We start from the raw sequence: 12,703 nt of genomic DNA on the forward strand, positions 1-12,703 counted from the left end.
CAAACGAAGAGATGTCAACAAGCAATATTAAAAGAGTAAAATCAAGCGAGATGGAATTGAAAGATCGCTTAGTAAGCATTCAGCGTGTAGCGAAAGTAACTAAAGGTGGTCGTACCTTCAGTTTCTCTGCTATCGTTGTTGTAGGTGACGAAAATGGTATCGTAGGTTTTGGCCTAGGAAAAGCTAAAGAAGTCACTGAAGCGATCACTAAAGGAATCGATGACGCGAAAAAGAACTTGGTAAAAGTTCCTATCATTCACGGTACTGTGCCTCACGAACAATTGGGTAAATACTCAGGTGGATCAGTTTTGATCAAGCCTGCAGTAAGTGGTACTGGAGTACTTGCCGGCGGTGCGATGCGTGCCGTATTGGAGAGTGCTGGTATTACAGATGTATTGGCAAAATCACTAGGTTCATCCAACCCACATAACGTGGTAAAAGCGACTATCGAAGCTTTGGGTAGCATGAGAGATGCCTATACAGTAGCGCAGCAACGTGGAATCGATTTGAATAAAGTATTTAACGGTTAATATCATGGCAAAAATTATAGTCACCCAGATAAAGAGCGTTATCGACAGAAGCGAGCGCCAAAAAAGAACAGTAGCGGCTTTGGGATTGCGTAAAATCAATCACTCCGTTGAAATCGAAGCCACACCAGCTATTATCGGTATGGTAAGAAAGGTCAACCACTTAGTAAAAGTAGAGACCGTCTAAGTAAGGACATCTATGGAAAGGACACTCACTGTTCTTTCCATTTATAGTTTATTATCTAGTATTTATCGTTATCGCCTGTTTAGTGAGAGCGAAGGCATAACACAATTTTAACAAAAATGAATTTAAGTAATTTAAAACCGGCTCAAGGATCAACAAAAAACAAAAAACGTATTGGTCGTGGTCAAGGTTCTGGACGTGGTGGTACTTCCACTCGTGGTCACAAAGGTGCAGGTTCTCGTTCTGGTCACAAAACGAAAATCGGTTTCGAAGGTGGACAGATGCCTTTGCAACGTCGCGTTCCTAAAGTAGGTTTCAAAAACATCAACCGTGTAGAATACGTAGGTGTAAACTTGGATGTATTACAAGAATTAGTTACTAAGCACAATCTTACTACGGTAGATTTCGAAACTTTAAAAATTCATGGTCTTGCATCTAAAAATGATTTAGTAAAATTACTAGGTCGTGGCGAGTTAAGCGCTAAAGTAGATGTACAAGTTCATGCCTTCTCGGCATCAGCTCAGAAAGCTATTGAAGCAGCTGGAGGTTCTATCGTTAAAATTTAATTCATGAATAAACTAATCACAACATTAACCAATATATGGAAGATCGAAGAGCTTCGTAAGCGTATCTTGTATACCTTCTTGTTGCTTTTTATCTACCGTGTAGGATGTCACGTTGTTTTGCCTGGAGTAAATCCGGCTCAATTGATGATAGGAAGTGGTAGAGACGGGACAGACATACTTGATATCATCAACATGTTTGCTGGGGGAGCATTCTCGAGTGCGGCTATTTTCGCCTTAGGCGTGATGCCGTATATCTCCGCATCCATTGTTGTGCAGCTTTTGGGAATAGCAGTGCCTTCTTTTCAGAAAATGCAGAAAGAAGGCGAATCCGGTCGTAAGAAATTGACTCAGATCACCCGTTACCTAACGGTAGCGATTACGGTGGTACAAGCCATTGCTTACGTCAGAACGCAAATTACTCCTGATGCCAAATTGATTGCTGATCCGATGTTTACTATTCTGGCAGCGATTGTTTTGACGGCGGGTACGTTATTTGTCATGTGGTTAGGTGAACGAATTACAGATAAAGGAATTGGAAACGGTATCTCCTTGATCATCATGTCGGGTATTATCGCGCAGCTTCCTGCTGGTATTTCAGCAGAAACGGTTTCTCGTATGGGAGGCCAGGGTGGTCCGATAGCATTATTAGTGGAGTTTGTCGCATTGTTATTCGTGGTAATCTTTACCATCTTGGTCGTACAAGGTGTGCGGAAAATCCCGGTACAATACGCTAAGAAAATCGTTGGAAATAAGCAAGTGGGTGGTGTAAGACAATACATTCCGTTGAAAGTAAACGCAGCGGGCGTAATGCCAATCATCTTCGCACAAGCGATCATGTTTTTACCGATGTCTTTGATTCAGTTCTTTCCAGATATTCAATCCGAATTTCTTCGGTCTTTGAGTAACTATACGTCATTCACGTACAACATGGTGTTTGCCATCCTGATCATTGCATTTACATTCTTTTATACAGCTATCATGGTGAATCCGCAGCAAATGTCGGAAGATATGAAGAAGAATGGTGGCTTTATCCCAGGCATCAAGCCGGGGCACGATACCAATTTATTCATTGACAATGTGATTTCACATATCACATTCCCAGGCGCTGTTTTTGTAGCAATTATCGCCATTTTACCAGCTATTGCAGCGCTATTTGGCGTCAACAATCAGTTTGCACACTTCTTCGGAGGTACGTCATTACTGATCTTGGTTGGTGTAGTGTTAGATACATTGCAACAGATTGAAAGTCATCTATTGATGCGTCACTACGACGGTTTGATGAAAACTGGTCGTGTGAAAGGCCGTTCGGCTGCTGCAGTAGAAGGTGTAGATCAATCGGCATTATAAAATCAATACATGTCGAAGATCTTTCTGAAATCAGACGAAGAAATCGAGCAAGTGCGAGAGTCCGCTAAGGTACTCTCGCATTTATTAGCTGAAATTGCAGGTCGTGTCGAACCGGGCATTACCACCTTATCCCTAGATAAGTTCGCTTTTGAATTCATCAAAGACCATGGCGGTACGCCAGCGTTTTTAAATTATCAGGGCTTCCCTTATTCTTTATGTATTTCTGTCAACGATCAAGTCGTACATGGCTTTCCAAGCGATTACGTGTTGAAAGATGGCGATATTGTATCGGTAGATGGTGGCGTGAACCTGAATGGATTCATCAGTGATTCGGCATATACCTTTGCTGTAGGTACTATTTCTGCCGAAGCGCAGCAGTTGCTTGATGTAACGAAAGCGGCTTTGGTAAAAGGAGTAGAGCAGGCAGTAGCAGGTAAGCGTGTGGGTGATATTTCTGCGGCAGTTCAAGATCACGTCGTGCCGTACCACTACGGAATCGTACGTGAACTAGTCGGACATGGCGTAGGATTTGAGTTGCACGAAAAACCGGAGGTGCCCAATTATGGTAAACGCGGCTCGGGATCTAAGTTAGAAGAAGGTGTAGTGATCTGTATCGAACCCATGATTAATGCTGGTAAGGCAGGAATCAAGTTTTGGGATGATGGATGGACGGTTAGTACGATCGATGGAAAGCTATCTGCTCATTTTGAGCAAATGGTAGCAATTCGAAAAGGTCGTCCGGATGTACTGCTGGACTTTCAGGAAATCGAAGAGGTTTTGAGTAAAAAGTAATTGGTTTTCAATTATTTTGTTTATCTTTGCACTCCTGTTTGTGCAGGCTTTTAACACGTAAATTACAAGGGATATATGGCTAAGCAAGCCTCAATAGAACAAGACGGAATTATCCGGGAAGCACTTTCCAACGCTATGTTTCGTGTAGAGTTGGAGAATGGGCATGAGATCATCGCCCATATTTCTGGCAAAATGCGGATGCATTATATCAAGATTTTGCCTGGGGATAAGGTGAAATTGGAGATGTCCCCATATGATTTAACCAAAGGAAGAATTACCTACCGTTACAAATAGCGGGTAATTCCCATTTGGTTTTACAGCTTTTAAAAATCTTATTAAACATGAAAGTTAGAGCATCAATTAAAAAACGCAGTGCGGACTGTAAGGTAATCCGCCGCAAAGGAAAACTATTTGTAATCAACAAAAAGAACCCTAAGTTCAAGCAACGCCAAGGGTAGTTATTAACATAATCGCTAAAGTATTATATGGCAAGGATATCAGGTATAGATTTACCTAAAAACAAAAGAGGAGTTATCGGCCTTACGTACATTTTCGGGATTGGTCGTTCGACGTCTGAGTATATCTTAGATAAAGCGGGCATTAGCCACGATGTGAAAGTACAAGAATGGGATGATGAGCAATTGACAACTATTCGTACGATCATCAACGAGGAGATTAAAGTAGAAGGTGCATTGCGTTCTGAAGTTCAATTGAACATCAAACGTCTGATGGACATCGGTTGTTACCGTGGTCTTCGTCACCGTAAGCACTTACCACTTCGTGGTCAGCGTACTAAAAACAACTCTCGTACCCGTAAAGGTAAACGTAAGACTGTTGCAAACAAGAAAAAAGCTACTAAATAAGAATTAAGAAATGGCTAAAACTAAAAAAGTTACTAAAAAGCGTATTGTTATTGTGGAGCCAGTGGGTCAAGCCCATATCAGCGCTACTTTTAATAACATTATCGTAACTTTAACAAACAACCAAGGACAAACTATCTCTTGGTCGTCTGCCGGTAAAATGGGTTTCAGAGGTTCTAAAAAGAACACACCTTATGCGGCATCACAAGCAGCTCAAGATTGCGGTAAAGTCGCACATGATTTGGGATTGCGTAAAGTAGAGGTTTTCGTGAAAGGTCCTGGATCAGGTCGCGAGTCCGCTATTCGTACACTACAAACGATGGGTATCGATGTAACGCTTATTAAAGATGTTACGCCACTTCCACACAATGGTTGTCGCCCTCCGAAACGTAGAAGAGTTTAATTAATAGAATTGTTTAAGATAAGATTCATCAGTTATAGGCTGATTGATACTTCAAACAGATAAGAAAAAATGGCAAGATATACAGGACCTAAGTCCAAGATTGCACGTAAATTCAGAGAGCCTATTTTTGGCCCAGATAAAGCGTTAGATAAAAAGAACTATCCTCCTGGTCAGCACGGACCATCAAAAAGAAGAGGAAAACAATCTGAATACGCTATTCAGTTGTTAGAAAAACAAAAGGCAAAATACACATACGGAGTTTTGGAACGCCAATTCTCTAACCTATTTGTCAAAGCTTCTTCAAAACAAGGGGTTACTGGTGAGAACTTCTTGAAATTGCTAGAAGCGCGTTTAGACAACGTAGTATACCGTTTAGGCATTGCGCCAACACGTTCATCTGCTCGTCAATTCGTATCCCACAAGCACATTACTGTTAATGGCGAAGTCGTTAACATTCCATCATACAGTTTACGTCCGGGTGATGTAGTAGCTGTACGTGAGCGTTCAAAATCAGTTGAAGCAATCACGGATTCAGTTGCTGGTCACAAAATCAATAAATTCAGTTGGTTAGAGTGGAACGCAAACGATTTACAGGGTACTTTTATTTCCTACCCGGAAAGATCTGATATCCCAGAGAATATCAAAGAGAACTTAATCGTAGAGTTGTACTCTAAATAAGAAATGATAGCATTAGGATAGTGGTATTCACTATCCTAATGCTATTGTGTAAGTATATAATTTGTAACAAAATTAAAAGCAGATAAATGGCAATTTTAGCATTTCAAAGACCGGATAAGGTAATCATGCAGAAATCGACTGATTTTGATGGTACTTTTGAGTTTCGTCCACTTGAACCAGGTTTTGGTGTAACTATTGGTAATGCTTTGCGCCGTATTTTATTGTCCTCATTAGAAGGATATGCAATTACGTCAATAAGATTTTCAGGCGTTTCGCACGAATTTTCGACTATCAAAGGCGTTGTTGAAGACGTTACTGATATCATCTTAAACCTAAAACAAGTACGTTTCCAGAAAACCGGTGATCAAGGTGATTCAGAGAAAATCTTTATCGTGCTGAACGGACAAGATCAGTTTAAAGCAGGTGATATTTCTAAGTTTTCTAACAACTTCGAGGTGTTGAATCCTGATTTTGTGGTTTGCAATATGGATCCATCTGTGACTATCGAAGTAGAGCTATCTGTTTCTAAAGGTCGCGGTTACGTCAATGCGGAAGAAAACAAAGTAACTGATGGTCCAGTAGGTGTCATCGCGATTGATTCTATCTACACGCCGATCAAAAATGTGAAATATACCATTGAGAACTATCGTGTAGAACAAAAGACCGATTACGAGAAATTGTTATTGGATATCTCTACTGATGGATCTATTCATCCAGAAGATGCCTTGAAAGAAGCTGCTCGTATCTTGATTCAGCATTTCATGTTGTTCTCTGATGAGAATATGCTATTGGAATCGCAGACAAAAGAAGAAACCAAAGTTGTAGACGAGGAAATCTTGCACATGCGTAAGATCTTGAAAACGGAATTGGTAGATCTTGATCTTTCTGTTCGTGCCCTTAACTGTCTTAAAGCTGCGGATATCCGTACTTTGGCGGAGTTGGTTACGTACGACGTAGCAGATATGTTGAAGTTCCGTAACTTTGGTAAGAAGTCATTGAGCGAGATTCAAGAGCTGGTGAAAGCAAAAGGTCTTTCTTTCGGTATGAATTTGTCTAAGTACAAATTGGAAGAAGATTAGTAAGAATTAAAAATAATTTTAAGCGACCTGTTGCGTAATTCCTCTAAGTAGTATTGAGTAATTGGTATTGAGTAATGAGATTATTTACTGGATACTTTTTATTTCGAATTAGAACGGTACGCACAAAAACAAAAAAAAATGAGACACGGAAAAAAATTTAATCACTTAGGCCGCACTGACAGTCACCGTAAAGCTATGCTAGCGAATATGGCGACTTCATTGATCATGCACAAACGTATTATCACTACTTTGGCGAAAGCGAAAGCTTTACGTCAATATGTAGAGCCATTAATCACTAAATCTAAAAATGATACTACGCACTCTCGTCGTACAGTATTTGCTTATCTTAAAGATAAAGATGCTGTTACTATGCTCTTCCGTGAGGTTTCTGAGAAAGTAGCTAATCGTCCAGGTGGTTATACTCGTATCATCAAAATGGAAAACCGTTTAGGTGATAACGCAGAGATGGCATTCATCGAATTGGTAGACTATAACGAGATCTACGGCAAAACTGCACAGACAGAGAAGAAAACAACTCGTCGTCGTGGTGGTGCAAAGAAAAAAGCAACTGAAGAAGCAGCTCCTGTTGAAGAAACAGTAGTGGCGGAAGAAGTAGCAGTAGAAGAAGTTGACGCTACACCAGCTGTAGAAGAAACTCCAGCTACAGAAGAAGATTCTTCAGAAGAAAAGAAAGACTAATACTTTATTAGTTTCTAACTTACAGAAAGCCTGTTGTGCAAATGCACGACAGGCTTTTTTATGCTATTGATAATTACTATTTTCCATCCTTTTTCAATTCTCCTTAGCTATATTTGCTAGTACAGATGTTTACAAATTCGTAGAGCTGGCAAATTACTACTGCAATGAAACTATTTGACGTTTACCCCATTAACCCGATTAGCATTAGCAAGGCAATGGGATCATCCGTTTGGGATGATAAAGGCACTCAGTACCTCGATCTTTACGGTGGTCATGCCGTGATCTCCATTGGCCACACGCACCCGCATTATGTGGATATGCTGAAGCAGCAGCTAGATCGTATCGGGTTTTATTCCAATTCTGTGGAGATGCCTCTACAACGAGAATTGGCCGAGAAATTAGGTCGTGTATCCGGTAAAGAAGATTTTGAACTATTTCTTTGTAATTCGGGTGCAGAAGCCAATGAAAATGCCTTAAAATTAGCTTCCTTTCATACCGGACGAAAAAAAGTATTGGCTTTTTCCAAAGCGTTTCACGGACGTACTTCACTAGCGGTAGCTGCTACCGACAACCCAGCGATTGTGGCTCCAATAAACGAAACCGATAATATTATTTTTAGCGCTTTCAATGATGAGGAAGCATTAGAGCAAGTCTTTGCTTCGCAAGGAAACGATATTGCCGCCGTCATCATTGAAGGCATACAAGGCGTAGGCGGTATTCGTGAAGCCTCTGTTTCATTTTTGCAAGCCATCAGACGTTTGTGTGATCAGTACGGAGCAATCTACATCGCTGATTCGGTGCAATGTGGTTATGGTCGTACAGGAATATTTTACTCGCACGATTATGCCGGCGTAGAAGCCGATATTTATACCATGGCCAAAGGAATGGGAAATGGATTCCCAATTGGAGCGATATCTGTTTCGCCCAAATTCAAAGCGTCCTACGGTATGTTAGGTACCACTTTTGGGGGCAATCACTTAGCTTGTGCAGCCGCGATCGCCGTGTTGGATGTAATGGAACAAGAAGATCTGATGAGCAATGCGACCAAAGTTGGGAATTACCTGATTGAGCAATTGCAAGCATTTGATCAGGTATTGGAAGTGCGCGGTCGTGGTCTAATGATTGGAATAGAATTACCAGCTGAATTGAGCCAAGTGAAGAAAGATCTTTTAATGAAAAGTAGAATCTTCACAGGTGAGGCGAAGCCAAATGTAATTCGACTACTACCTGCTTTGAATCTTAGTATGGAGCACGCCGACCAGTTTTTGGCAGCATTTGCAGAACAGCTCCAAGCAGCACAGGTTACGGCTTAATAGATCCGGGCAGGATCAAATTGATTTATCAGCAATAGATTGCTCCAATAGAAGCAGCAAACATAACTTTAGAATACAAGCATGCAAAAATTTTTCTCAGCAGCAGACATTGACAATTTGTCTGAAGCTGTACAAGAAGCGTTAACATTGAAAGCCAACCCAAGAGCACACGCTGAATTGGGAAAGTACAAAACTTTAGGCCTCGTTTTTTTAAATCCTAGCCTGCGTACGCGCTTAAGCACGCAAAAGGCTGCTGTTCAACTTGGAATGGATGTGATGGTCATGAATATGGATAAAGATGGCTGGGCATTGGAAACGCAGGACGGCGTAGTCATGAATGGCACCACCGTAGAGCATATTCGTGAAGCTGCCGCCGTGATGGGAGAGTACTGTGATATCTTAGGCTTACGTTCTTTTCCATCCTTGAAAGACAAGGAAGCCGACTATACCGAAGATTTGTTTAATAAATTTATCAAATTCTGTGGTGTTCCCGTCGTTTCTTTAGAAAGTGCAACGCGCCATCCTTTGCAAAGTTTGACGGATCTTATCACGATCACAGAACATAAAAAGGTCGAGAAACCTAAAGTTGTACTCGCGTGGGCGCCACATGTTAAAGCATTGCCACAGGCGGTACCCAATTCATTCAGCGAATGGATGGGCAAAGCGCAGGAACAAGGATTGGTCGATTTCGTGATTGCACATCCCGCAGGATATGAATTATCGGAGGAGTTTACCAACGGAGTAAACATTACTAATGATTTGAACAAAGCGCTGGTAGACGCAGATTTTGTCTATGTCAAAAACTGGTCTTCGTTTCAGGATTATGGTAAAGTATATCCGGTAGAAGAAGATTGGTTGATTACACACAAAAGATTAGAGCAGACAAATGCTGCTAAGGTTATGCACTGTCTGCCTGTGCGCCGGGATCTGGAACTGTCAGCTGAAGTGTTGGATGGTCCACATTCCCTTGTCGTACAGGAAGCCAGCAATAGAGTCTGGGCAGCACAATTGGTGCTGAAACGTATGTTGGAAAACCTTAAATAGCACGTATACTAAACATGTCAAATCATTCGGATTTAAGTATTATAAAAATCGGCGGCAATATCATTGATGATTCATCCAGATTGAATGCGTTTCTCGAGAAATTTGCAGCACTGCCCGGAAAAAAAATCTTAGTACACGGCGGAGGCAAAATTGCGACGCGCTTGGCCTCGGATTTAGGTTTGGAAGCACAAATGGTAGATGGTCGACGTATTACCGATGCAGAAATGCTAAAAGTAGTAACCATGGTGTACGCGGGTCTCACTAATAAATCAATCGTCGCGTACTTGCAAAAATATTCTTGCGATGCCATTGGCTTAAGTGGTGCAGATGGTAATGCCATCAAAGCGGTAAAGCGACCAGTCGGTGAGATTGATTATGGTTTTGCGGGGGATATTTTAGCAGATTCCGTGAACGAGCATGCGATCAAACGTTTTCTGGAATCGGGTTTTACACCCGTGTTTTCGGCTATCACACACAATGGTACAGGCCAGTTGCTCAACACCAATGCCGATACGATTGCATCAGCACTTGCTATAGGTTTAGCGTCTTCGTACAATGTTTCCCTATTATACTGTTTTGAGAAAGATGGTGTATTACGAGATGTCAATGATGATAGCTCGGTGATTGAAGTCATTAGAAGTGGCGAATTTGAATCGCTGAAAGCAAATCAGGTCGTACACGCTGGTATGATTCCAAAATTGCAAAATGCTTTTGATGCGATTGCAAAAGGAGTAGTAGATGTATTTATCGGCAATGCCGACAATCTACATCATTTTCAACAACAAAAATTCGGTACGCGGCTGTCTGCATAACCGGCTATAAAATTTCAAAACAGAGCATCATGGCTAGAATCACCATCATCGGAAGTGGCAACATCGGGTTTTCTCTAGCCAAGGGGATTGCCCAGGCAGGCATTTATAGACCTGGAGATATTACGTTGACCAGGCGCTCAGTACAGTCTCTCACGCAAGAATCTGCGGCTGGTTTTTCCGTCAGCGCAGATAATGCAGCGGCCGTACTAGGAGCGGAGATTGTCGTACTAGCCATTTTGCCACAACAAGCAAAGCTGGTGATGGAAGAGATTCGTGCAGCACTTCAACCGGAGCAGGTCATCGTTTCGGTTGTTTCTGGTGTTTCCTGTGCCGACATGCGTGCCATATTGGGTGAGCAAGCGATTATCGTACGCGCTATGCCCAATACCGCCATTGCCATCGGGCAGTCGATGACGTGTATTACGACCGATCATGCCACCAGCGATGAAGTAGCCGTGGTCGAAAAACTGTTCAATACCGTCGGTTCTGTCGTCGTTATCCAAGAGGAATTGATGACTGCAGCGACGGCTTTGTGCGCTTGCGGAATCGCTTTCTTCTTACGCAGTATTCGTGCAGCATCACAAGGCGGTGTAGAAATAGGTTTTCACGCGCATGATGCCTTAAAAATGGCGGTGCAAACCGCCAAAGGTGCCGCAGATTTATTGTTGCAAATGCAGTCGCATCCAGAAAGTGAGATCGACAAAGTGACTTCGCCAAAAGGATGTACCATAGCCGGACTCAACGAGATGGAACATCATGGTTTTAGCTCTGCATTCATCAAAGGCATCAAATTATCTGCACAAAAAGCAGGAGGACTGTACGATGAGTAAAAGCACGATTGAGCGGTTGCAACAAGACAGCCTTGTCTTACTGCAGCAGCTGATTCAAATACCGTCATTTAGCAGGGAAGAAGAGCATACCGCGCAATTGATTGAAAACTTCCTGACTCAAAAAGAAATCATTTCTCAACGTGTGGGAAATAACGTAATCGCTTACAACCAATTTTTCGATACCGCAAAACCGACCATTTTACTGAATTCGCACCACGATACGGTAAAACCAAATCCAGGATATACCCGCGATCCATTTCAAGCCGAGATCGTTGATGGTAAATTGTATGGCTTGGGTTCTAATGATGCAGGTGGTTGCTTGGTTGCTTTGATAGCCGCTTTCTGCCATTATTATGAGAAACCCAATTTAGCTTATAATTTATGTCTCATTGCATCAGCCGAAGAAGAAGTGTCTGGCAAGAATGGGGTTGAGTTGGCTTATTCATCTATCAAACCCTGCGAGTTTGCGATTGTGGGCGAGCCGACCTTGTTGGACTTGGCCGTAGCAGAAAAAGGCTTGATGGTACTAGACTGCGTAGCGCACGGTGAATCTGGACATGCCGCACGTGAAGAAGGTATAAATGCTATTTACCAAGCAATCGAAGATATTAACTGGTTTCGCTCGTATCAATTTTCCAAGGTATCCGATTATTTAGGTCCTATAAAAATGTCGGTCACGATGGTAAATGCAGGTTCGCAACACAATGTTGTGCCCGCCGAATGCCATTATGTGGTCGATGTGCGAACAACGGATGTATATAGTAATGCCGAAGTATTGGAAATCATCCGCTCACAAGTGCAGTCCGACGTAACGCCACGTTCTACCCGACTGAACTCGTCAACGATATCCATGGATCATCCGGTCGTGAAAGCGGGAGTGAAACTGGGCAAAAAGACGTATGGGAGCCCGACGATGAGCGACCAAGCCTTACTTCCAATTCCCTCATTAAAAGTAGGTCCAGGGCACTCCGCACGCTCCCATTCCGCGGATGAATTTATCTATGTAGCCGAGATCAACGACGGTGTCGAGCTCTATATCCAGCTACTGCAAGAGATTTTATAACGTAATCTGTCTTTTGATACTCTCTTCCAGAGAGATGATAGTCTCCGTGCGTTGTATACCTTTTAGCGCTTGAATATCTTCGTTCAGCACCTTTCTAAGATGTGCCGTATCACGACAAACAATCTTAGCAAATGCGCTGTATTGTCCAGTACAATAATGAAGCTCCACGACTTCTTTGATTTCTTTTAACTGATCCACCGCATCAGAGTATTGTGAGCCTTTTTCTAAATAAATACCTAGAAACGCAGTGATGTCATATCCGACTTTCTGAGGATTTATCATCAAGTGAGAGCCGCGGATAATGCCCAACTCCTCCATTTTTTTCATGCGCACGTGGATCGTTCCACCAGATACGATTAGCTTTTTAGCTATTTCCGTATAAGGTATGGATGCATTCTCCATTAGAATTGACAAGATTTGAACATCCAAATTATCTAGATCATAATTCGCATATTTCTTTTCCATATAAAATTCAGTTAAGTCAGTAGATTAAACTTTTTCAAAAA

General features: G+C 42.0%; 18 protein-coding genes. 17 read left to right on the forward strand and 1 reads right to left on the reverse strand.

Annotation, left to right across the window (positions count from 1 at the left end; translation table 11 throughout):
- Positions 1–11 precede the first annotated feature (11 nt).
- From rpsE to AC3IRT_RS02125, 17 genes are all read left to right on the forward strand, one after another.
- Positions 12–530: a 30S ribosomal protein S5 gene (gene rpsE, locus AC3IRT_RS02045; protein ID WP_066754775.1), complete on the forward strand. Its 519-nt coding sequence runs from the start codon at positions 12–14 to the stop codon at positions 528–530.
- Positions 531–534: 4 nt separating this feature from the next.
- Positions 535–714, forward strand: a complete 180-nt coding sequence (rpmD, locus tag AC3IRT_RS02050) for a 50S ribosomal protein L30 (RefSeq protein WP_489394878.1) — start codon at positions 535–537, stop codon at positions 712–714.
- 116 nt (positions 715–830) lie between these two features.
- On the forward strand, positions 831–1,277 hold the full coding sequence (gene rplO / locus AC3IRT_RS02055; RefSeq protein ID WP_489394879.1) for a 50S ribosomal protein L15: 447 nt from the start codon (positions 831–833) through the stop codon (positions 1,275–1,277).
- Positions 1,278–1,280: 3 nt separating this feature from the next.
- A complete protein-coding gene (gene secY, locus AC3IRT_RS02060) occupies positions 1,281–2,624 on the forward strand; it encodes a preprotein translocase subunit SecY (protein WP_066754781.1) in 1,344 nt (447 codons plus the stop codon).
- Between the two features lie 9 nt (positions 2,625–2,633).
- Positions 2,634–3,416, forward strand: coding sequence for a type I methionyl aminopeptidase (map, locus tag AC3IRT_RS02065; RefSeq protein ID WP_489394880.1), 783 nt, complete (start codon positions 2,634–2,636; stop codon positions 3,414–3,416).
- A gap of 75 nt (positions 3,417–3,491) precedes the next feature.
- Positions 3,492–3,710 carry a translation initiation factor IF-1 gene (infA, locus tag AC3IRT_RS02070; protein WP_002997456.1) on the forward strand — a complete coding sequence of 73 codons (219 nt, stop codon included), beginning with the start codon at positions 3,492–3,494 and terminating at the stop codon, positions 3,708–3,710.
- A 47-nt stretch (positions 3,711–3,757) separates the two neighbouring features.
- Positions 3,758–3,874 (forward strand): type B 50S ribosomal protein L36, encoded by a 117-nt coding sequence (ykgO, locus tag AC3IRT_RS02075; RefSeq protein WP_082784980.1) that lies wholly within the window; start codon positions 3,758–3,760, stop codon positions 3,872–3,874.
- A 27-nt stretch (positions 3,875–3,901) separates the two neighbouring features.
- Complete coding sequence (rpsM, locus tag AC3IRT_RS02080) at positions 3,902–4,279, forward strand: 30S ribosomal protein S13 (RefSeq protein ID WP_489394881.1); 378 nt, start codon at positions 3,902–3,904, stop codon at positions 4,277–4,279.
- Between the two features lie 10 nt (positions 4,280–4,289).
- A complete protein-coding gene (gene rpsK, locus AC3IRT_RS02085; protein ID WP_489394882.1) occupies positions 4,290–4,679 on the forward strand; it encodes a 30S ribosomal protein S11 in 390 nt (129 codons plus the stop codon).
- Between the two features lie 69 nt (positions 4,680–4,748).
- Positions 4,749–5,357 (forward strand): 30S ribosomal protein S4, encoded by a 609-nt coding sequence (gene rpsD, locus AC3IRT_RS02090; RefSeq protein WP_489394883.1) that lies wholly within the window; start codon positions 4,749–4,751, stop codon positions 5,355–5,357.
- Between the two features lie 86 nt (positions 5,358–5,443).
- Positions 5,444–6,436, forward strand: a complete 993-nt coding sequence (locus AC3IRT_RS02095) for a DNA-directed RNA polymerase subunit alpha (RefSeq protein WP_489394884.1) — start codon at positions 5,444–5,446, stop codon at positions 6,434–6,436.
- A gap of 138 nt (positions 6,437–6,574) precedes the next feature.
- The gene (gene rplQ / locus AC3IRT_RS02100; RefSeq protein ID WP_489394885.1) at positions 6,575–7,135 is read left to right on the forward strand and encodes a 50S ribosomal protein L17; all 561 of its coding nucleotides are present in this window, start codon (positions 6,575–6,577) and stop codon (positions 7,133–7,135) included.
- Positions 7,136–7,299: 164 nt separating this feature from the next.
- Entirely contained in the window at positions 7,300–8,448 is a 1,149-nt protein-coding gene (locus AC3IRT_RS02105) for an aspartate aminotransferase family protein (protein ID WP_489394886.1), read from the forward strand.
- Between the two features lie 81 nt (positions 8,449–8,529).
- The gene (locus tag AC3IRT_RS02110; protein ID WP_489394887.1) at positions 8,530–9,492 is read left to right on the forward strand and encodes a Rossmann-fold NAD(P)-binding domain-containing protein; all 963 of its coding nucleotides are present in this window, start codon (positions 8,530–8,532) and stop codon (positions 9,490–9,492) included.
- 14 nt (positions 9,493–9,506) lie between these two features.
- A complete protein-coding gene (gene argB / locus AC3IRT_RS02115; protein WP_489394888.1) occupies positions 9,507–10,304 on the forward strand; it encodes an acetylglutamate kinase in 798 nt (265 codons plus the stop codon).
- Between the two features lie 29 nt (positions 10,305–10,333).
- Positions 10,334–11,134: a pyrroline-5-carboxylate reductase gene (gene proC, locus AC3IRT_RS02120; RefSeq protein ID WP_489394889.1), complete on the forward strand. Its 801-nt coding sequence runs from the start codon at positions 10,334–10,336 to the stop codon at positions 11,132–11,134.
- Positions 11,127–12,197, forward strand: a complete 1,071-nt coding sequence (locus tag AC3IRT_RS02125) for a M20 family metallo-hydrolase (protein WP_489394890.1) — start codon at positions 11,127–11,129, stop codon at positions 12,195–12,197. Before proC ends, AC3IRT_RS02125 begins: the two co-directional genes overlap by 8 nt.
- Here the strand turns inward: AC3IRT_RS02125 and AC3IRT_RS02130 are convergent.
- Complete coding sequence (locus AC3IRT_RS02130) at positions 12,192–12,662, reverse strand: Lrp/AsnC ligand binding domain-containing protein (protein ID WP_116776313.1); 471 nt, start codon at positions 12,660–12,662, stop codon at positions 12,192–12,194. The two genes, AC3IRT_RS02125 and AC3IRT_RS02130, sit on opposite strands and share 6 nt — an antisense overlap.
- Between the last annotated feature and the right edge of the window lie 41 nt (positions 12,663–12,703).

This window comes from Sphingobacterium sp. KH_072 (assembly GCF_057837975.1).

What these genes read in the sequence shown, in the direction of transcription:
- rpsE (WP_066754775.1), top strand. Translation starts at nt 12, where the DNA reads ATGTCAACAAGCAATATTAAAAGAGTAAAATCAAGCGAGATGGAATTG.
- rpmD (WP_489394878.1), top strand. Translation starts at nt 535, where the DNA reads ATGGCAAAAATTATAGTCACCCAGATAAAGAGCGTTATCGACAGAAGC.
- rplO (WP_489394879.1), top strand. Translation starts at nt 831, where the DNA reads ATGAATTTAAGTAATTTAAAACCGGCTCAAGGATCAACAAAAAACAAA.
- secY (WP_066754781.1), top strand. Translation starts at nt 1,281, where the DNA reads ATGAATAAACTAATCACAACATTAACCAATATATGGAAGATCGAAGAG.
- map (WP_489394880.1), top strand. Translation starts at nt 2,634, where the DNA reads ATGTCGAAGATCTTTCTGAAATCAGACGAAGAAATCGAGCAAGTGCGA.
- infA (WP_002997456.1), top strand. Translation starts at nt 3,492, where the DNA reads ATGGCTAAGCAAGCCTCAATAGAACAAGACGGAATTATCCGGGAAGCA.
- ykgO (WP_082784980.1), top strand. Translation starts at nt 3,758, where the DNA reads ATGAAAGTTAGAGCATCAATTAAAAAACGCAGTGCGGACTGTAAGGTA.
- rpsM (WP_489394881.1), top strand. Translation starts at nt 3,902, where the DNA reads ATGGCAAGGATATCAGGTATAGATTTACCTAAAAACAAAAGAGGAGTT.
- rpsK (WP_489394882.1), top strand. Translation starts at nt 4,290, where the DNA reads ATGGCTAAAACTAAAAAAGTTACTAAAAAGCGTATTGTTATTGTGGAG.
- rpsD (WP_489394883.1), top strand. Translation starts at nt 4,749, where the DNA reads ATGGCAAGATATACAGGACCTAAGTCCAAGATTGCACGTAAATTCAGA.
- AC3IRT_RS02095 (WP_489394884.1), top strand. Translation starts at nt 5,444, where the DNA reads ATGGCAATTTTAGCATTTCAAAGACCGGATAAGGTAATCATGCAGAAA.
- rplQ (WP_489394885.1), top strand. Translation starts at nt 6,575, where the DNA reads ATGAGACACGGAAAAAAATTTAATCACTTAGGCCGCACTGACAGTCAC.
- AC3IRT_RS02105 (WP_489394886.1), top strand. Translation starts at nt 7,300, where the DNA reads ATGAAACTATTTGACGTTTACCCCATTAACCCGATTAGCATTAGCAAG.
- AC3IRT_RS02110 (WP_489394887.1), top strand. Translation starts at nt 8,530, where the DNA reads ATGCAAAAATTTTTCTCAGCAGCAGACATTGACAATTTGTCTGAAGCT.
- argB (WP_489394888.1), top strand. Translation starts at nt 9,507, where the DNA reads ATGTCAAATCATTCGGATTTAAGTATTATAAAAATCGGCGGCAATATC.
- proC (WP_489394889.1), top strand. Translation starts at nt 10,334, where the DNA reads ATGGCTAGAATCACCATCATCGGAAGTGGCAACATCGGGTTTTCTCTA.
- AC3IRT_RS02125 (WP_489394890.1), top strand. Translation starts at nt 11,127, where the DNA reads ATGAGTAAAAGCACGATTGAGCGGTTGCAACAAGACAGCCTTGTCTTA.
- AC3IRT_RS02130 (WP_116776313.1), bottom strand. Translation starts at nt 12,662, where the DNA reads ATGGAAAAGAAATATGCGAATTATGATCTAGATAATTTGGATGTTCAA.